The sequence below is a fragment of the Chlorobium sp. N1 genome, assembly GCF_004332115.1.
Taxonomy (GTDB): Bacteria; Bacteroidota; Chlorobiia; order Chlorobiales; family Chlorobiaceae; genus Chlorobium.
Genome location: NZ_SJPA01000001.1, coordinates 212,655 through 229,865 on the forward strand (window position 1 = coordinate 212,655; position 17,211 = coordinate 229,865).

Consider the following 17,211-nt stretch of genomic DNA (forward strand, 5'->3'; position numbering starts at 1 on the left):
ATTTTTTCTTTCCAGCAGTTCTATCGCACGAAAGCATATGCGCCTATCAAATTTCCGCTACACCCTGCCGAAGACCCGGATCGCCGACCATCCCGCTGAACCGCGGGATTCATGCAAGATGATGGTGCTCAACCGACGCAAGAAGGACATCGAGCACAAGGTCTTCGAGGACATCGCCTCCTACTTCAGGAAGGGCGACCTCCTCATCCTCAACAACAGCAGGGTCTTTCCGGCCAAGATCTTCGGCCAGAAGGAGAAGACCGACGCCAAGATCGAGGTCTTCCTGCTTCGGGTGCTCAACCGCGAGGCAGGACTCTGGGACGTGCTCGTCGACCCCGCCCGCAAGGTCCGGGTCGGCAACAAGATCTACTTCGACGAGGACGTCGTGGCCGAAGTGGTCGACAACACCACCTCGAGAGGCCGCACCATCCGCTTCCTCAACCCCGAGATCGACGTCTTCAGCCTCGTCGACCGCATCGGCACCGTCCCCCTCCCGCCCTACTTCACGAGGAAGGCCAAGGATGCGGACAAGGAGAACTACCAGACCGTCTATGCGAGCCAGACCGGTTCGGTCGTAGCCCCGATGGCGGGCATGCACTTCACGATGCCGCTGCTCGAGAAGATCAAGAAGATGGGCGTGAAGATCCTGCCGATCACCCTCCACCCGAGCCTGAGCACCTTCAGCGCGATCGAGGTCGAGGACGTCTCCAAGCACAAGATGGATTCGGAATATTTCAATATTCCCTACCAGACCGCCATGGAGATCAACGAGACGAAGATCAAGAAGAGCGGACGCGTCATCGCGGTCGGCACCACCACCTGCCGCGTGCTGGAGGCCAATGCCACCGTCGACGGCAAAATCAAGTTCGGCCAGGGATGGACCGACAAGTTCATCTATCCGCCCTACCAGTTCAAGGTGACCGACGCCCTCCTGACGAACTTCCAGCAGCCGGAGACGACGCTCCTCATGGTCGTCAGCGCGTTCGCCGAGCACCGGCTCCTCATGGACGCCTACAAGGTCGCGCTGAAAAACGACTACAAGTTCCTCGCCTACGGGGACGCCATGTTCATCCACTAAGCAGTACCTGGAACACGTGAAGGCCATCGCCATCATCGCCGCCAGCGGCGCGGGAAAACGGATGCGGCTGCCGGGCGGCAAAAGCAAGCAGCTGCTCGAGATCGGAGGGCTGCCGGTCATCCACCACACCCTCCGCGCCTTCGAGGAAGCGGAGCTCGTCGGGGAAGTCTACATCGCAACGAAAGCGGAGAGCATCGAACTGCTCCGGGAGATGGCCCTCAAGGCCGGCTTCGGGAAGGTCCGCCACGTCCTCGAGGGCGGCGCGGAGCGCCAGGACTCGGTCGGCAACTGCGTGAGGGCGATCGCCGAAAGCGGCAGCGAGGCGGAGGCCATCCTCGTCCACGACGGTGCGCGCCCCTTCATCCGCCCCTCGGAAATCGACGAGATCGTCCGGCTCTCGCTCGAATCGGGAGCCTGCGTCCCGGCCAACCGCCCGAAGGACACCATCAAGTTCGTCGGCGACGACCCCCGCTACTTCGGCGCCACGCTCGACCGCTCGAAGCTCCTCCAGGTGCAGACCCCCCAGGGGTTCCGTACCGAACTGCTGGTTGAGGCGCACACGAAGGCGGCCGAAGAGGGCTGGTACGCCACCGACGATGCCGCGCTCGTCGAGCGCTATTTCCCCGAAAACCCCGTCAGGATCTACGAGACCGGCTACCACAACATCAAGATCACGACCCCCGAGGACATCGGCGTCGCCGAGGCGATCTACCGCTCGCTCCGGGAAGAGGGCTGAAGGGGGCGGCAGAAGAGGGAAAAAAGGCAGATTGGATTTGTTTATTACGCGGGCTGTCGTATATTATCAGCCCGGAAATGGTGAGGTAGCTCAGTTGGTTAGAGCACAGGATTCATAACCCTGAGGTCGAGGGTTCAACTCCCTCTCTCACCACCAACCGCCAGTTTGCCCCCCACAGGCAAAACACCGAAAGCCCCTGATTCAGCAGGGGTTTTCGCGTGTATGGCTCCCGCCGCCGTTTGCCACCTTGCCATATACTTAAGAGGAAACCGATACAGTACGCTACGGTTCGGGTTGCCCCCCTCAAATTTCCCTCTTGATCTCCTGCAACTGCGCGTCCTCCTTCAACAGGCTCAAATCCTGCTGCCGATCCCGTAGCTCGAACTTCTCCGGATACTGAATGACGAGGCTCCGCCCGTAATGACACACCACCGGCACCATCCCGACCGGCTTGGGCTTGTCGACAAGGCTCTCCGGCTCCATGCCGCTGTCCGTGATCCGGTAGGCCTCGATCTTCTCCCTGGTCCAGATCCGCTCGGCCAGCACCTTCAGCCCGTACCGCTCCTGCACCCGCCAGACCCATACCATCGTGCAAGGGTAATCGCAATAGAGAGAAACTGCCGCAACAGCATTGGCGAAACTTCTCAAAGCGATAAAAAAAGCGAACGGTTTTTTTAAAAAAAGTGCGATATTGGTTGGCACGAAGCGGTGAGGTATCCGATATCGAAGAAACCGCCAGTGAAGTCTGAAAGAGGAGGGTGTTCGCGCGCTCTCTTACCACCAGAAGCGGGTGTAACTCAGTTGGTAGAGTGTTTGCTTCCCAAGCAAAATGTCGCGAGTTCGAATCTCGTCACCCGCTCACACTCCGATTCCCTTTTGCGTCAGTCACGCACTCCCCCCCCCTAACCACACCGATACGCCCATGAGCCAGCCATCCGTATTCGTTGGCGCCGTCAGCGCCGAGGAGATCAACCGCACGCAGATCGTAGACGGCCAGATGGCCCGACACATCGGCATCGAAATGGTCGAAACGGGGCCCGACTTCATGACGGCCCGCATGCCGGTCGACCATCGCACCATCCAGCGCATCGGCATCCTCCACGGGGGAGCATCCCTGGCGCTGGCCGAAACGGTCGGCAGCATCGCCGCCTCCTACTGCGTGGACCGCGAGAAGTTCTACATCGTCGGCCAGGAGATCAACGCCAACCACATCCGCCCCACCAGGAGCGGCTGGATCTACGCCACCGCACGCCCGCTCCATCTCGGCCGAGCCTCCCAGGTCTGGGACATCCGGCTCAAAAACGAGGAAGGCAAGCTCACCTGCGTCAGCCGCTTCACCGTCGCCGTCCTGAAAAAGGACGACGCGAAGGCCTGAATCCCCCCGCAATCCGCCGCCGCCGTTATGAAAGAGCGCTTCCCGGACCCTCCGGGGGCGCTTTTTAACGAAACTTTTTCTAAATTGCAGGTTCCTTAGCACACGCTCCATTCAGGCCGTTTCACCTCATCTGTCGTAGTCAGGGTATGCAGACCGTACAAGCTGAACCGCTCACCGCCTCTTCCGCCTCCGCCATCTCCCCGGAAACCGTCCTCCAGCAGCTGGTCCGCGAGCAGAAGACAAGGAAGAAGTGGCTTTTGATCCAGCCGAAGAGCGGCACGAGCATGATGGTCGACTCCGGCACCGTCAGCATGCCGCTGAACCTCATCATGGTGGCGACCCTCGTCGGACAGCTGTTCGAGGTCACCTTCATCGACGAACGGCTCGGAGAGAGCGTACCGGAAGATTTCTCCGGCTACGACGTCGTGGCCGTCACCTCCCGCACCCTGAACGCAACGAAAGCCTACAGCATCGGAGACCGGGCGCTCCGCCAGGGAAAGACCGTCATCCTCGGCGGCGTCCACCCGACCATGCTTCACGGCGAAGCCTCATCGCACTGCACAAGCGTCGTCTACGGCGAGATCGAGTCCGTCTGGACGGAGCTGGCCACCGACCTCCTCAGGGGCCGCATGAAGCCCCTCTACCACGCCACGGAGCTCAAGCCGATGGAGCACATGCACCGCCCGGACTTCAGCTACGCGCTCGGAGCGAAGAACGCGAAGAAGTACAGCTCGCGGATTCCGATTCTGGCCACCAAGGGGTGCCCGGTCGGCTGCAACTTCTGCACCACCCCGACCATCTACGGCAAGAGCTTCCGCTACCGCGAGATCGACCTGGTGCTCGAGGAGATGCGCTACCACCAGGAACGCATCGGGAAGAAGAACGCCAACTTCTCCTTCATGGACGACAACATCAGCTTCAGGCCGAAGTACTTCCTGACGCTGCTCGAGGAGATGTCGAAAATCGGCATCCGCTGGAACGCCAACATCTCGATGAACTTCCTCGACAAGCCGGAAGTGGCCGAACTGGCAGGCCGCAGCGGCTGCGACCTGCTCTCGATCGGCTTCGAGTCGCTCAACCCAGAAACGATCAAGAGCGTCCACAAGGGCTCCAACCGCCTCGGCAACTACGAGACGGTGGTCCGGAACCTGCATCAGAACGGCATCGCCATCCAGGGCTACTTCATGTTCGGCTTCGACAACGACAGCGAGGAGAGCTTCCAGCTCACCTACGACTTCATCATGAAGAACCGCATCGAGTTCCCCGTCTTCTCGCTCGTGACCCCCTTTCCCGGCACTCCCTACTTCGAGGAAATGAAGCCCCGCATCCGCCACTTCGACTGGGACAAGTACGACACCTACCACTACATGTTCGAACCCAAAGGCATGGGCGGAGAGACCTTCCTGAAGAACTTCGTCAAGCTCCAGCAAGAGGTCTACAAGGGCAGGGCCATCATGCGCCGCATGCAGGGCAAGCCCCTCAACTGGGTATGGCTCGCCAACTTCATGATGAACCGCTTCACCCGCCGCCTCACACCGGAGATCTACCTGTAGGGAGAGCGAATACGGAATGAACGATAAGATGGAAGGGCGGTCATGCAGACCGCCTTTTTTCGTTACGGCCGGAGAGGGCCTTTCAGCAGGCGAGCTCACGAAAGGCGCTCCGGTAGCGGAACATGCCCGCACGCGCCAAATCCATCGGTGCTGTGAACTCCTCCCGGCAGGGCGTGAGGCGATACCCTGAAGAGGTTTCAGTAAGAGAGAGCACCTCCCCGGGGAAAGACAATGCCTCCCGAACCGCCGACACTGCATACATTCACCCGCATAAACACCTCCGTTTTGTCAAACCGCACGGGACGGGAAAGGAACGCAAGATTCAAGAAAACCGGTCGGATAAGGGGCGCGTGAACTGTGCATGCATGTCCTGAGTTCGCCATTTAGTGCGGATGCTCTGGAACCCCAATCTTTTCAAGCAGGCTGTTGGTAAGTTCGCTCGTCTCCATCTGCATCACGTGCACCTCGCCGGTTCTCTGATCGAGTATCTGCGCTTCGTGCACCTTCCAGAGCTCTTCACGGATTTTCCTTAACGACAGCCCCGTATTGATCTCCAGGTATTTGCCCATCATGAGGCCCATGAAGCAGACAAGCATGTGGGCTTTGATGGAGTCCTGGGTTCGATGGAAGATCGGCCTTGCCTGCAGGTCCGACTTGCTCATGCGAAACGCCTGCTCCACATGCCAGAGATCGCGGTAGTATGAGATCACGTCCGTACTCGACATCGTCTCTTCCGGAATGTTCGTAACGAAGCCCTTCACGCCGAGCAGCTTCTCCGTTTTGGCCTGCAGTGCCGTATCGAAAATGAACGACTTGTCCTTCTCTTTGGACTTCTTGACGAACTTGGCCCGCCGACCGGGCTCGTTACGTTCAAGCAGGTCAAGCGCACGCTTGACCTGCTTGTCGAACTCGCGCTTATCCTTCCTGTAGCGGGCGTCGGAGAACTCGCAGATCATGGCGGCGTTCTTGACGGAGTGGCCGTAGTCGAAGCGCCTCAGAGCCTTGTCCGTACGGGGCAGCGTTCGATCGATCAGATCGATGAAGCCCGCGGTTGTGCTTGCCAGTCGGGCGCCAACGATGTAGCAGTACCCTTCCTTTTCCAGTTCCTGCATATTGGTTTTCGAGAGCATGGCGGCATCGGCAACGATCACCGGTTTGGTTTCGCCGACCCTTTCCTGAAGCCGCTTCACGACGGCAAGCATGGTATGGCCTTCGAAGGTGTTGCCTTCGAACACCTCGTGCATGACCGGAAACCCTGAACGTGTGGTGATGAGACCGACGACGATCTGCGGCTGCATCGGCTTGTTGTCCTTGGAGAATCCCGGTTTCTGGAAGTCGTACTCCTTGAAGGACTCGAAGTAGAGCGTGGTGACGTCGTAGAGCACCAGACTGAACGTCTCCTGCATGTCTTCACGGGCGGTCTGAATCGCTGCCGTCTCGATTGCTGCCTGATGCTCGATGAGTTTGGAGAGCATGCGGTAGGCCGTTCGTTCGACGTATCGAACGCTGAAATAGCGCTCCAGCAATTCCAGCGTCTTCAGCTTCGATGCCGGCTCGATGATGCGCATGAGCGCCAGGTCAAGATAGAGTTCGTTTAGGTCGCCGAGGCCGCATTTCCGGGCACAGGCAAGCAGAACTCGACGCGCAAACTGATGGGTAATACCGACAAGCCTGGTCTGAGCGAGAACGCTGGCGAGCGTTGACGGGGATGGTTCTGGCGGAGTTTCGGCAAAGAGATTCGGTTGCCGGCAGTGGGCTTCAGCGCACTCTCGGGCCTCGGTCATCAGCAACTCAAGATCGTGCTCGGTATGGGCACTGCCGATGTGCTTGAGGGAAGAGCGTTGTTTCCCCTTGTTCTGGACAACCTGGACGGCTGTTGCCCCAGATTTAGTCTTAACTGTTCTGATTGTCAAGTCTCCGCGCATGGAGGAAGATACCATTAGTGCGGATACCCGAACCCCAGAAAAACTTAAGTCTCTGAAAAATAATGACTTATTTTTCAGAGACTCGAAAACAGGGTCAATGTGGCGAAGTCAGGAAGAAAACCGGTCGGATAAGGGGCGCGTGAACTGTGCATGCATGTATGCATATCCGCATGCGATCAGGCTGGTATGGTGAATTATGCGCACACGGAAATCACCCTGAGCCCCGACTGCCAACAACCTGGAAATGGGTGCAAATGGGTGTGCTATTGGGTATGCTTGGTACCGAGACACGTCAAATCACCCCGGAGATCTTCAGGAGCAATAACAGGGAGATCTCTCCTGCCACTCCAATCGAAGTTCCTGGCAGACGTCGCCCCCGCCTAGAGGTAGCGGAGGGAGATTTCGATCTCCTTCACAGGCGTATCGAGCTGGAACGAAGCGTCCCTGAAGGTGGGCGGGCCGAACGAGGTTCGGGGGTTGTTGGAGGTGCCGACACCCTCCCGGGGCATGCCGAGGAAGTTGGCGTCGAGCTTTCCGCCCGCGTCCTCGTCGTGGAAGACGCTGACGGCGTAGGTGCCGTAGGGAACGGGACCGATGCTGACCGCATGGAGCGAAGCCGGAACGGAGAGGCGCCGGAGCGCCCGGTCGGTCTTTACGGGGAAGCCTTTCCTGTTGTCGAAAAGAAGAACGACGAGCCGGCCCTCCCCGCCCTCGACGCCGGAGACCCGGACCGAGACCGCTCCCCTCTCCTCCGCCCTGGCGGGCAGGGGGAGGAGAAAGGAGACACAGAAGAGGAGCGCTGCGGCCGTCAGCCTCACTGCTTCTCTTCTTCGGGAAGGTCGAGGCGGATGCTCAGCTCGCGGAGCTGCTCCATAGAGACCTCCGACGGGGCCGACATCATGAGATCCTGGGCCTGCTGGTTCATCGGGAAGGCGATGACCTCACGGATGTTCTGCTCGTCGCGCAGGATCATCACCAGGCGGTCGAGCCCTGGAGCGATGCCGCCGTGGGGCGGGGCGCCGAGCTTGAAGGCCTCGATCATGTGGCCGAAGCGCTGGTCGACCTCGCGGCTGCTGTAGCCGGCGATCTCGAAGGCCTTGTACATGATCTCCGGCTTGTGGTTGCGGATGGCGCCGCTGGAGAGCTCGATGCCGTTGCAGACGATGTCGTACTGGTATGCGAGGATGTCGAGCGGGTCCATCGTCTCGAGCGCCTCCATCTCGCCCTGCGGCATGGAGAACGGGTTGTGGGAGAAGTCGATCTTCTTCAGCTCCTCGTTGTACTCGAACATCGGGAAGTCGACGATCCAGCAGAAGGAGAGCTCGTCGGGATCGAGGGTGAAGAGGTCGCCGAAGTAGGTGCGCATGCCGCCCATGATCCTGCAGGCCGCCTCCCATTTGCCGGCGGCGAAGAAGACCACGTCGCCCTGCTCGAGGCCGAGCTGCTGCTTCATGGCCTCGAGCTCCGGCTCGGTCATGAACTTCACGATCGGACCTTTCGGCCCCTCCTCGCGGAACTGGATGTAGGCAAGGCCGGCGGAACCGAGCTCGCGGGCCCGCTTTTCGGCCTTGTCGTAGAAGAGACGCGACTCGCCGCCGCGCCCCTTGAGCACGAGCGCCTTGACGGCGTGGCCGGGTTTGGTGTTCGAGGCGAAGACCTTGAATCCGGACTCGGTGAACATCGAGGTGACGTCCTCGATCTTGAGCGGGATGCGCAGGTCGGGCTTGTCGGTGCCGTAGCTGTCCATCACCTCGCGGTAGGCGATGCGGGGGAAGGGGAACTGGGCGATGCGCTTTTTCGACATGGTTTCGGTCAGGTGCCGGAACATGCCCTCGAGGATCTCGAACAGGTCGTCCTGCTCGATGAATGCCATCTCCATGTCGAGCTGGTAGAACTCGCCGGGGCTGCGGTCGGCACGGGCGTCTTCGTCGCGGAAGCAGGGAGCGATCTGGAAGTAGCGGGGGAAACCGGCCACCATCAGGAGCTGCTTGAACTGCTGGGGAGCCTGCGGCAATGCGTAGAACTTGCCGGGATGCAGGCGGCTCGGCACGAGGAAGTCGCGGGCGCCTTCGGGCGAGCTGGAGGTGAGGATCGGCGTCTGGATCTCGATGAACTGGCGCTCCTCGAGGTAGCGGCGGATGGCCGCGCTGATCTTGCTGCGGAAGATGATGTTCTCGTGGATCTTTTCACGGCGCAGGTCGACGAAGCGGTACTTGAGCCGGAGCTCCTCGGAGGTCTGCACTTCGTCGGCCACGGGGAACGGAAGCGGTCGGGCATGGCTTTCGACACCGAGCGAGGAGACGACGACCTCGATCGAGCCGGAAGCGAGCCGGGGGTTGACGGTCTCGGGCGAGCGGTCCACGACCCGGCCTTCGACCGTGATGACCGATTCGGCGTGCAGATGGCTGGCGACCTCGAAAAGCTCCTTCTCCTCGGGCTGGACGACGAGCTGGCAGATGCCGGTATGGTCGCGCAGGTCGATGAAGACGAGGCCGCCGTGGTCGCGGATGCGGTGGACCCAGCCGCCGAGCCGGACCTCTGCTCCCTCCGAGCCGGAGCCGAGCTGGCCGCAGTAGTCGGAACGGAAACGGTTTTTTAGGGCTATAGCTTCGCCTGCTGCTGTCGTCATGGTCTATGTGGGATGTCGTAGGGATTGGAATATGCTGTGCCGGCCTCGGCCGGAAAGACTGAATATCGGGAATTTTGGCCTTAAATCATAACAAAGCGCCCCCTCACCCAAGCAACAGACATGGGTCAAAACGGCAACGGGACACCAGAGTACCGAACAGCCTCGGGGAGGCCGGAAGGAAAGAGTTGCCGGGGGCTCCATAACGGGATCCGTCAATGGCGTTGACGGGTGAACAACAGCGCTTCGAGCCCTATACGGCAGAACCCTCTTGAAGGATCAGGGATTCCGAAACGCTATACCCTTTGCCCCTGACGGTCTTGATCGGGAGCCTGACTCCCGACTCGACCGCTTTCTGGCGCAGGCGGTGGATCACCACGTCCAGCGTCTGGCTACCGGACCGGGAACCGTCGTAACCGAGAACAACCATAAGTTGCTTACGTGTAGCATGCTGCTCCGGATTTGAGACCAAAAACTCCATGATATCCACCTCTCTTGAGGAGAGGCTTATCTTTTCGCCGGTCGGAGCAGTGAGGATGGCTTTAGATCTATGGAGTTGCCAGGATGGTGATAACGGCTCGAGGTGATGAACGGCGGGATCCGAAGCCTCCTCAGCCCGGGGGCAGAGCCTGCCGAGGTTACTCTCCACCGTCGCGATGAGCTCCGAGGTATCGACTGGTTTGAGCAGATAGGTGTCGGCACCGGCCTTATAGGCAGCAACACGGCTTTCTATCGCGGACCGGGCGGTCAGTACGACGATGCGCATCCGGGTGTTCTGACGGATGAACTCGGCAAGCACCACCCCGCTCTGATCCGGAAGACCGAGATCGAGAATTGCCAGCGAACAGGGCTTTAGGGCGACTTTCTGATAGAAGTCGAGTGCGCTTTTGGCTCCGATCACCTCATAACCGTACAGTGAGAGGGTCTCGACAAGGCTTTCACGGAAATCGCTGTCGTCCTCAACGACAATGATGCGGCCCTGTGCGGATTCGTCCTTGAGAAGCTCATCGGGCGCTGCCATGGATGGAACAGTAGTCATACGCTTACGCTGTTTCGTTCTCTGCTAGGACAGGAAGGATGATCCTGGCTTCGATGCCGTTCCCCACCCTGGAAAGAGCAATGGAGCCCTCATGCTGCGTCACGATATTCTTCACCAGCCAGAGCCCCAGACCGGCCCCGGCCGTGTTGCTGGCATTTGAACCACGGTGGTATTTTTCGAAAAAGAGCTCGAAATCCTCTTCAGAAAAATCCGCCATCAGCTGGTTTCCGACAACAATCTCGACATGTTCTCGGTCATTCCGACAGCATCTGATGCTGATTTTCGACTCATCCGGCGAATACTTCCGGGCATTGTCGAGAAGATTGAAAATCGCAAATTTTATCCCGGATTCCTCACCGTATATCTTTTCTTTTTTGGTGCAGTTCTCGAACAACACCTTCCGCTCCTTCCATATCCCAGAGAAGGTCTCGACCTGCGACCTGATGATTTCTGCCAGCATGAGCGGATGTGGGTTTGCAAACGACTTGTGCCGTTCCGCCATTTTGCTCTCCTGGATCGAAACCTCGAGGACCTCCACCAGACGGGCAATGCTCCGATCGATCTTGGCGAACTCCTGGCGGTTGGAATAGTTCCCCATCTTATTCTTGATCTTTACGAGATCAAGATTGGTCCTCATGACCGCAAGCGGGGTTCGGTACTCGTGGGAGATCATGCTCAGGAAACGGTGCAAGCGATCCACCTCCCGCTGCAGCTGGATGTTCCTGTCGGCAATGGACTGCTCGAGCCGGCTGATGTTCTGCTGCTGCATCTTCTCCAGCGTGATATCGACTATCATCACCAGTAGCAGGGCTGCGCCGTCGAGTTCGATGAACTCCGTCGAATAGAGGACATCGACGACATCGCCATCCTTGTCGCACATGAGGATCGGCTTATTGCAGATCCGTTCACGCCGGGAAACGCTCGCAAGGATATCTTCGTAATCGGACTCGCTGAAATGCAGGCCCAGTTCGAGACCGGTCCTGCCCATAACATCTTCGAGCGAGTAGCCGAGCAGCTCCAGCCATGAGTCGTTGACATCGATGATCCTGCCGCTCTCGATATCCTTGATGCTGATGGCAATCGGTGCATTGTCGAAAATGCTCCTAAATTTCTTCTCGTTTTCCCGGAGCTCATCGTCGAGGCGCTTCCTGTCGGTGATGTCCATGACCGTTCCGACATACCGATCCAGCCTGCCCTTGCTGTCGAGCTGGGGCTTGCCCCTGCAGACCAGCCAGTGAAGGCTCCCGTCTTCAGGGTGGCACACCCTGAATTCGATATCGATGTTCGTCTCCTTCGTAGCTGCCTGCATGACGATTCCGAAGGTCTGCTCCCGATCCTCCAGGTGGACGTTGCTTTCGCACAGCTTATGGTTGTTCGTCTTGCTGCCGGGCTCGAGGCCGTAGAGCCGCCAGATGCGATCGGACCAAATCACCTCGTCGCTCTTGAGGTTCCACTCCCAGACACCGGCCCTCGTGGCCTCGAGGGCAAACGCCATCCGAGCCTTGCTTTTCTCAAGCTCCACCTCAAGCTCCTTCTGCTCGGTGACATCGATGACCGTCCCGAGGTATTTGACAAGAACGCCGTCGTGCGCCCTCACGGCCTTCCCCCTCGACATCACCCAGTGATGGGAGCCGTCAGGATGCCTGACACGGTAGTCGATGGAAATGTCCTGGCCTTTTGCGGCGGCATTCTGGACAGCCCGACAGGTCGCATCCCTGTCTTCAGGCGGTATGGTGCTTGCCCAGAGTTCAAAGGAGGGGGGGGCAGCTCCGGGGTCGAGGCCGTAGAGCCGCCATACCTCTTCCGACCATACGTTCCGGTCGCTTTTCAGGTCCCATTCCCAGACACCCGCATGCGCCGCCTCCAGGGCGTAATCCAGGCTGGCCTTGCTCTCGTGCAATCGGATTTCTGCCAACTTGCGTTCGGTGATGTCGGTCACAAGCCCGATGTAGCTCGCAAGGGCTCCGTCATCGTCGAAATGCGGCTTGCCCTGGGAAAGCAGCCAATGGACGGAGCCGTCGTGGGGATGGATCACACGGTATTCGACAGTGGCTTCGCGTCCATGGGACAGGGCGTCCCTGATCATGCTGCTCACAAACTCCCGATCCCCCTCATGGACCGTCATGACGCAGAGCTGGTTGTCGAGCTTCTCGCCCTCGACCGGCAACCCGTAAAGCCCCCATACCTCTTCGGACCACTTCAAGGCGCCGGATTTCGCATTCCATTCCCAAATACCCGAACGGGCAGCATTCAGGGCAAAAGATATGCGCCCCTTGTAATCAAGCAACTGCTGCTCGACGGAGAGTCTCGCGGTTTCTCCGCTCCCGGAAGAAGGAGGCGGGGAATCGCTGCCCCGCCCAAACATCTTCGGATCCGAAGGAAGAGTGACGACCAGGCGTGTCTCCCCCTCTGCGGTCGGAGGGAGCGGGCGCACGTTTCCGGCCTGGCGTCCATCCGTGCAGGCCTGGAGGCAAAGCTCCGGAAGCGCATCAGCCAGCGAAGACCAGGAGGACGAAGAGGAGAGAATGCGAAAAAGGTTTTTGCCGAGCGTGCGGGATGGGGCACGGCCGATAGCGGAGAAAAAAGCGCCATTTGCCTGAAGAAGCTTGCCGTCGCAACTAACAACGGCAACGGCATCCGGAATCAACTCAATGAGTGCAGCGATCGATTCTTTGTCAGAATGGGATGTCGGCATGGGCGCCACAGGCAGCTAATCTATTAAAAATTTATGTTTTAATAATTAATGAAAGTTTTCACAGACATCAAAATACCGACAAGCATGAAGGCTTACATATACTTCATGCCTATCAGCGCCGCGGCCACGAACTGGTTGATGAGGAAAAGGATGTTGTTGATCACCTGGAAACGCAGGAAGGCGTTGTGCTCGTCCACCTCGCTCTTGCCGATAGCGTTGCCGAACCCATCGGTGACAGCCCCCTGCATGAACGACGCCCCGGTCCTGGGGTCGCGGTATATCGGCACCTGCACCATGATATTCACAACAAGAGATGCCAGGATCATGTACATCAGAATATGGAACCCCCACTGCCATGCGAGGACTGCGAAGCCGGCGAAAGCCAGGTCAATGATGATGAAGGCCGTCAGGAATGTGTATCGGGGACCGATGAGCACCGTCAGGGATTTCATGCCGCTCTCGGCGTCCCCCTTCTGCGACTTGAAATCGTTCATGATGATGAGCGACATCGCCATGAAGAAGTTGAGCACGGCGAGCCATACCACCTCGGGGCGGATCTCGCTGAAAAGCACGTTGGCCGAAAGGTAGGTAATGAAGCCGTAGGAGATGCCGACGGCCGGAGCTGAAAGGAAGATGTTCTTCTTCAGCTTGAAGGGCGGGGCCGAGTATACATAACCGAGCCCTAGGCCCGTCGCCATGCAGAGGGAGAAGACGACGCCCCGCTGGCCTCCGATATGGAAAGAGAGAACGATACTGGCAAAAAGCGCGACAAGCAGTACGATGCCCCAGTTCCAGGCAGCCTCCTTTTCCGAGATCCGTCCTGAAGGGATGGGCCGTGTCGGTTCGTTGAGACGGTCGAGTTCAAGATCGAAATAGTCGTTGACGGACTGGCTGAATCCCGTACCGAGGGGGCCGTACATGACGAAGAGAAGGAACAGGAGGAGATAGTCGTGAACAGTAGGCTGCATCGCCCCGGAACCCATCACGCCGCAAGCAAGACAGGGAAAAACGCTGATCCAGGTAACGGGATCGAGCAGTTCGATATGACTCCTGATCTTGTCTTTCAGGCTAAATGTAGTGGAGGATGGCATAGCTTGAGTATTCATGGTTGATTCCGGACTGAACGACAGATTCATCAGAGAAAAATGTCCGGCGTCAGACTTCGGGTGAAGCGGTTCATCTGGAGGTTGGCCAGCCAGACCCAGTTGACGGGCTTCCCCTTCATTCGGCGCATGATGGCCCCTCCGCGGTAGACTTCCCGCTGCACCTTAACGAAATTGTCAAGGAAAGCCCCTGTACCGAGACCCTTGGGCTCGAACATGTAATGGTAGGTATCGTACTTGTCCCAGTCCTGATGGCGGAGACGCGGCTTCATCTCGTCGAAATAGGGCGTTCCGGGAAACGGGGTGACAAGCGAAAAAACGGGAAAATCAATCCGGTTGTCCATGATGAAGTCGTAGGTCATCTGGAAACTCTCCTCACTGTCGTTGTCGAACCCGAACATGAAGTAGCCCTGGATGGCGATGCCCTGCTCATGGAGGTTCCTGACCACGGTGGAATAGTTCTCGAGCCGGTTGGATCCCTTGTGGACGCTTTTCAGGGTTTCGGGGTTGAGGGACTCGAAACCGATACTCATCAAATCGCAGCCCGACCATGCCGCAAGCTCGGCAATCTCAGGGTCGTGCAGGAAATTCATGGAGATATTCGCATTCCAGCGAATCCCCAGCCGCCCCATATGACTGAGGAGCTCTTTGAAATACGCAGGACGGAAGCTGATGTTATCGTCCATGAAGGAGAAATGGACCCGTTCCTTTCCGAGCCTCTCCTGATGGTAACGCATCTCTTCGAGTACGAGCTCGATGTCGCGAAAACGATAGTTTTTCCCGTAAATGGTCGGCGTCGTGCAGAAATTGCAGCCGACCGGGCAACCTTTTGTCGCAAGGATTGGAATGCGGGAGCTGTACTTGCGGCTGTTGCGGCTCCCGAGAGCATAGGAAAAATCTGGCCGAAGTATGTCGTTCATAGGCCTGAGCCCTTCGGCCCGGTAGACAGGCTTCATGGTCCCCTGAATGACGTCCCCGGCAAGTTCGGGCCATACGGACTCGATTTCGCCATAAACGACACTCGTGCAGTGCAAGCAGGCCTCATCCAGAGACATGGTCGGGTGGACGCCGCCGAGCAGGACAATCCGGCCCTGGGCCTTGGCCTTTTCGGCAATACTGTATGCTTTGGTGGCGTTTAGGGTGCGGGAGGTAACGGCGACGACGTCATAACCGGAAAAATCGTCCGGGACAGGATCGCCCAGACGCTCGTCGATGAAATCGACGTCGAACATGCCGCCGACAAGGGTCGCCACCATCATGAGATTCAGGGGCATGCTGACCCTTCCCGAATCGACCATCATGCTGGTCGTGCTCACGGGCTGGATGAGCAACCATTTCTTGCCGGATTTCCGGCCGGTATGCGTCAAGTGCTGTAGCTCGGACTGTACTGCAGAGGCGGGTTGTTCGACTGACGTCATACTTCAGCTTACAATAATAGAATGGCGGTCAGGCTCAAGCATCGAACCGTCGGCAGACCTCTTTGGTCGGCCGAGCATAACCCGATACGCTCGGCGAGGCTCCGCTCAGGCGGCCAAACTCCTGCGAGTTGCCGTAGAGCTGCGGATATGCGTTTGCTCCGAGGCGCTTGGTGCACTTTCCGACATTTTCGAGATAATCGCCGACAACCCACCAGTGACCGTCGATGAACACCTCGAGGAATCTGCCGTAGGCTTCAGCACCACGAACGAATGCGCCGTTGAAATCTTTCATAGTGAAAAGGGGGGTAAAATATGGATTCGGCAAAGCCGTTAAATGTAAGGAACGAAACCTAAACTTCCTAAACCGGCCTCAGATGTCAGCTCAGGTCGCCCGTAGCGAATCCGCACCGACCCTGCGGAGACGAGGCATAGGTAACCTCCCCGTCAGGCCCTTCGTGAAGCACCGCCAATTTCCGGGGAAACCCTTTTGCAGGAGGATGCACAGGACCGTCCCTATCGTCATCAGGCCTGCCCCTACGAAAAAAAGACTCGACGGAACCCGCCACACGGGCCCATAGGAAAAAGGTGAGGTACTCGCGATTTTTCATTGCCATGGGGGAAAAACTCAATCACAACCTTTCAAAGATTACAATTTTACACTATACTGATAGTAAGTAAAGAAAGATTAAGGACTTTCCAAACCCCCAACCCCAAAGAACCATGGCCAACGAAACAAGCAACGACATCAACAGCTCCGTCAACGACCTCATGGCGGCTGTCGCCAGGATCGGCCAGATGCAGGTAGAGATCGTCACCTCCGTTATGAACACGGTCGCATCCGCTGCCGAACCGCTCGGAAAGAACATCAGCGACCTGGCCGGCAACATGGCGAACACCGTATCACAGGCAATGCAGAACATCTCCTCGACAGTCAACCCCCAGAAGTAACCCTTGAGTCCATTCCGACAGGGCGCTGCATGCCTTCAGAGCATGAAGCGCCCTGCTTCGTTTTCCGCCAACGTCTTCTGACAACCCGAAAAGCGCAATTGAGCCATGAGCGAGTCATCCGGCACACCAATGCAAACAGCAACGAACGGAGTCCAGGGCCTTGCGATGATGGCTCCCGTCATAGGAATTCCCGCGGGTCTGCATGCAGTAAGCGGAGCCCTCGTCGCCGGAGCGGGCATTCTTGCGACCGTGGCCCCGATCGCCCTCCCGGTAGCCGTTCCTCTCCTCTACACATTTGCCTCGAAAGGCGACATAAACTCAATCACCGATAGGCTGTTCCCTACCGGAAACACAGCCAAAGACGAACAACAAATCACTCCCGTACCGGTCGGCGATCGGGAGACAAAAAAGGATGCAGCGGCTAAAACCGCGGCAGGGCACAACAATCAACAAACAACGCCCCCCCGCTTATGATTAGGCAATTATGGCTCAATGCCGTGAAATCGGCATGGAAAAGCTACATAAAGAAAATCGAGAGGTGCTCTACCGAAAAGAGGTTCAGCGAGTATCTCAAACAACGCCTTGACATGGACATGACTCTGGAAGAATTCGCCGAGATGGTGTTCATAGAAGGGTTCACGGCCGGGGAGCACTACGCACGGAAAATCCCCTTGCCGAAAGGGGCCGGCAAAGTCAGGATGAATTGAACGCCAAC

15 protein-coding genes and 2 tRNA genes are annotated in these 17,211 nt (G+C 58.2%); 8 read left to right on the forward strand and 9 right to left on the reverse strand.

The window, feature by feature from the left end; genetic code table 11:
• Nucleotides 1-37: 37 nt before the first annotated feature.
• From queA to E0L29_RS00935, 3 genes are all read left to right on the forward strand, one after another.
• Entirely contained in the window at nt 38-1,078 is a 1,041-nt protein-coding gene (queA, locus tag E0L29_RS00925; RefSeq protein WP_131353613.1) for a tRNA preQ1(34) S-adenosylmethionine ribosyltransferase-isomerase QueA, read from the forward strand.
• A gap of 16 nt (nt 1,079-1,094) precedes the next feature.
• Complete coding sequence (gene ispD / locus E0L29_RS00930) at nt 1,095-1,814, forward strand: 2-C-methyl-D-erythritol 4-phosphate cytidylyltransferase (protein WP_131353615.1); 720 nt, start codon at nt 1,095-1,097, stop codon at nt 1,812-1,814.
• Between the two features lie 79 nt (nt 1,815-1,893).
• Nucleotides 1,894-1,970, forward strand: a tRNA-Met gene (locus E0L29_RS00935).
• Between the two features lie 147 nt (nt 1,971-2,117).
• Here the strand turns inward: E0L29_RS00935 and E0L29_RS00940 are convergent.
• Nucleotides 2,118-2,402 carry a hypothetical protein gene (locus E0L29_RS00940; protein ID WP_131353617.1) on the reverse strand — a complete coding sequence of 95 codons (285 nt, stop codon included), beginning with the start codon at nt 2,400-2,402 and terminating at the stop codon, nt 2,118-2,120.
• Between the two features lie 198 nt (nt 2,403-2,600).
• On the opposite strand from E0L29_RS00940, the gene E0L29_RS00945 reads away from it, so the two are divergent.
• The 3 genes from E0L29_RS00945 to E0L29_RS00955 all read left to right on the forward strand — a co-directional run bounded on the left by E0L29_RS00945 (nt 2,601) and on the right by E0L29_RS00955 (nt 4,742).
• Nucleotides 2,601-2,673, forward strand: a tRNA-Gly gene (locus E0L29_RS00945).
• 63 nt (nt 2,674-2,736) lie between these two features.
• Nucleotides 2,737-3,189 (forward strand): hotdog fold thioesterase, encoded by a 453-nt coding sequence (locus tag E0L29_RS00950; protein ID WP_131353619.1) that lies wholly within the window; start codon nt 2,737-2,739, stop codon nt 3,187-3,189.
• A 146-nt stretch (nt 3,190-3,335) separates the two neighbouring features.
• A complete protein-coding gene (locus E0L29_RS00955; protein WP_131353621.1) occupies nt 3,336-4,742 on the forward strand; it encodes a radical SAM protein in 1,407 nt (468 codons plus the stop codon).
• A 383-nt stretch (nt 4,743-5,125) separates the two neighbouring features.
• On the opposite strand, the gene E0L29_RS00965 is transcribed toward E0L29_RS00955, so the two are convergent.
• From E0L29_RS00965 to E0L29_RS01000, 8 genes are all read right to left on the reverse strand, one after another.
• Nucleotides 5,126-6,682 (reverse strand): IS1634 family transposase, encoded by a 1,557-nt coding sequence (locus tag E0L29_RS00965; RefSeq protein WP_347564552.1) that lies wholly within the window; start codon nt 6,680-6,682, stop codon nt 5,126-5,128.
• Between the two features lie 365 nt (nt 6,683-7,047).
• Nucleotides 7,048-7,485, reverse strand: a complete 438-nt coding sequence (locus E0L29_RS00970) for a DUF2141 domain-containing protein (protein ID WP_242664227.1) — start codon at nt 7,483-7,485, stop codon at nt 7,048-7,050.
• Complete coding sequence (gene aspS / locus E0L29_RS00975) at nt 7,482-9,296, reverse strand: aspartate--tRNA ligase (protein ID WP_131353625.1); 1,815 nt, start codon at nt 9,294-9,296, stop codon at nt 7,482-7,484. Before aspS ends, E0L29_RS00970 begins: the two co-directional genes overlap by 4 nt.
• A 250-nt stretch (nt 9,297-9,546) precedes the next feature.
• Entirely contained in the window at nt 9,547-10,332 is a 786-nt protein-coding gene (locus tag E0L29_RS00980; RefSeq protein ID WP_131353627.1) for a response regulator transcription factor, read from the reverse strand.
• A gap of 4 nt (nt 10,333-10,336) precedes the next feature.
• Nucleotides 10,337-13,027 carry a PAS domain-containing protein gene (locus tag E0L29_RS00985; protein ID WP_131353629.1) on the reverse strand — a complete coding sequence of 897 codons (2,691 nt, stop codon included), beginning with the start codon at nt 13,025-13,027 and terminating at the stop codon, nt 10,337-10,339.
• A 92-nt stretch (nt 13,028-13,119) separates the two neighbouring features.
• On the reverse strand, nt 13,120-14,118 hold the full coding sequence (gene bchG, locus E0L29_RS00990; RefSeq protein WP_131353631.1) for a (bacterio)chlorophyll synthase: 999 nt from the start codon (nt 14,116-14,118) through the stop codon (nt 13,120-13,122).
• A 44-nt stretch (nt 14,119-14,162) separates the two neighbouring features.
• Entirely contained in the window at nt 14,163-15,548 is a 1,386-nt protein-coding gene (locus E0L29_RS00995) for a radical SAM protein (RefSeq protein ID WP_131353633.1), read from the reverse strand.
• Between the two features lie 34 nt (nt 15,549-15,582).
• Entirely contained in the window at nt 15,583-15,840 is a 258-nt protein-coding gene (locus E0L29_RS01000) for a bacteriochlorophyll c-binding family protein (RefSeq protein WP_131353635.1), read from the reverse strand.
• Nucleotides 15,841-16,268: 428 nt separating this feature from the next.
• On the opposite strand from E0L29_RS01000, the gene E0L29_RS01005 reads away from it, so the two are divergent.
• Both E0L29_RS01005 and E0L29_RS01010 read left to right on the forward strand, forming a co-directional pair.
• Nucleotides 16,269-16,496, forward strand: coding sequence for a chlorosome envelope protein B (locus E0L29_RS01005; RefSeq protein ID WP_131353638.1), 228 nt, complete (start codon nt 16,269-16,271; stop codon nt 16,494-16,496).
• A gap of 105 nt (nt 16,497-16,601) precedes the next feature.
• Nucleotides 16,602-16,970: a hypothetical protein gene (locus E0L29_RS01010; protein ID WP_131353640.1), complete on the forward strand. Its 369-nt coding sequence runs from the start codon at nt 16,602-16,604 to the stop codon at nt 16,968-16,970.
• The last annotated feature ends 241 nt before the right edge of the window (nt 16,971-17,211 follow it).

Bases quoted from the DNA above. Each gene is read 5' to 3' on its own strand.
- E0L29_RS00955 (WP_131353621.1), top strand. From the start codon at position 3,336: ATGCAGACCGTACAAGCTGAACCGCTCACCGCCTCTTCCGCCTCCGCC.
- E0L29_RS00995 (WP_131353633.1), bottom strand. From the start codon at position 15,548: ATGACGTCAGTCGAACAACCCGCCTCTGCAGTACAGTCCGAGCTACAG.
- E0L29_RS00980 (WP_131353627.1), bottom strand. From the start codon at position 10,332: ATGACTACTGTTCCATCCATGGCAGCGCCCGATGAGCTTCTCAAGGAC.
- E0L29_RS01010 (WP_131353640.1), top strand. From the start codon at position 16,602: ATGAGCGAGTCATCCGGCACACCAATGCAAACAGCAACGAACGGAGTC.
- E0L29_RS00940 (WP_131353617.1), bottom strand. From the start codon at position 2,402: ATGGTATGGGTCTGGCGGGTGCAGGAGCGGTACGGGCTGAAGGTGCTG.
- E0L29_RS00965 (WP_347564552.1), bottom strand. From the start codon at position 6,682: ATGGTATCTTCCTCCATGCGCGGAGACTTGACAATCAGAACAGTTAAG.
- E0L29_RS00985 (WP_131353629.1), bottom strand. From the start codon at position 13,027: ATGCCGACATCCCATTCTGACAAAGAATCGATCGCTGCACTCATTGAG.
- queA (WP_131353613.1), top strand. From the start codon at position 38: ATGCGCCTATCAAATTTCCGCTACACCCTGCCGAAGACCCGGATCGCC.
- aspS (WP_131353625.1), bottom strand. From the start codon at position 9,296: ATGACGACAGCAGCAGGCGAAGCTATAGCCCTAAAAAACCGTTTCCGT.
- bchG (WP_131353631.1), bottom strand. From the start codon at position 14,118: ATGCCATCCTCCACTACATTTAGCCTGAAAGACAAGATCAGGAGTCAT.
- E0L29_RS01005 (WP_131353638.1), top strand. From the start codon at position 16,269: ATGGCCAACGAAACAAGCAACGACATCAACAGCTCCGTCAACGACCTC.
- E0L29_RS01000 (WP_131353635.1), bottom strand. From the start codon at position 15,840: ATGAAAGATTTCAACGGCGCATTCGTTCGTGGTGCTGAAGCCTACGGC.
- E0L29_RS00950 (WP_131353619.1), top strand. From the start codon at position 2,737: ATGAGCCAGCCATCCGTATTCGTTGGCGCCGTCAGCGCCGAGGAGATC.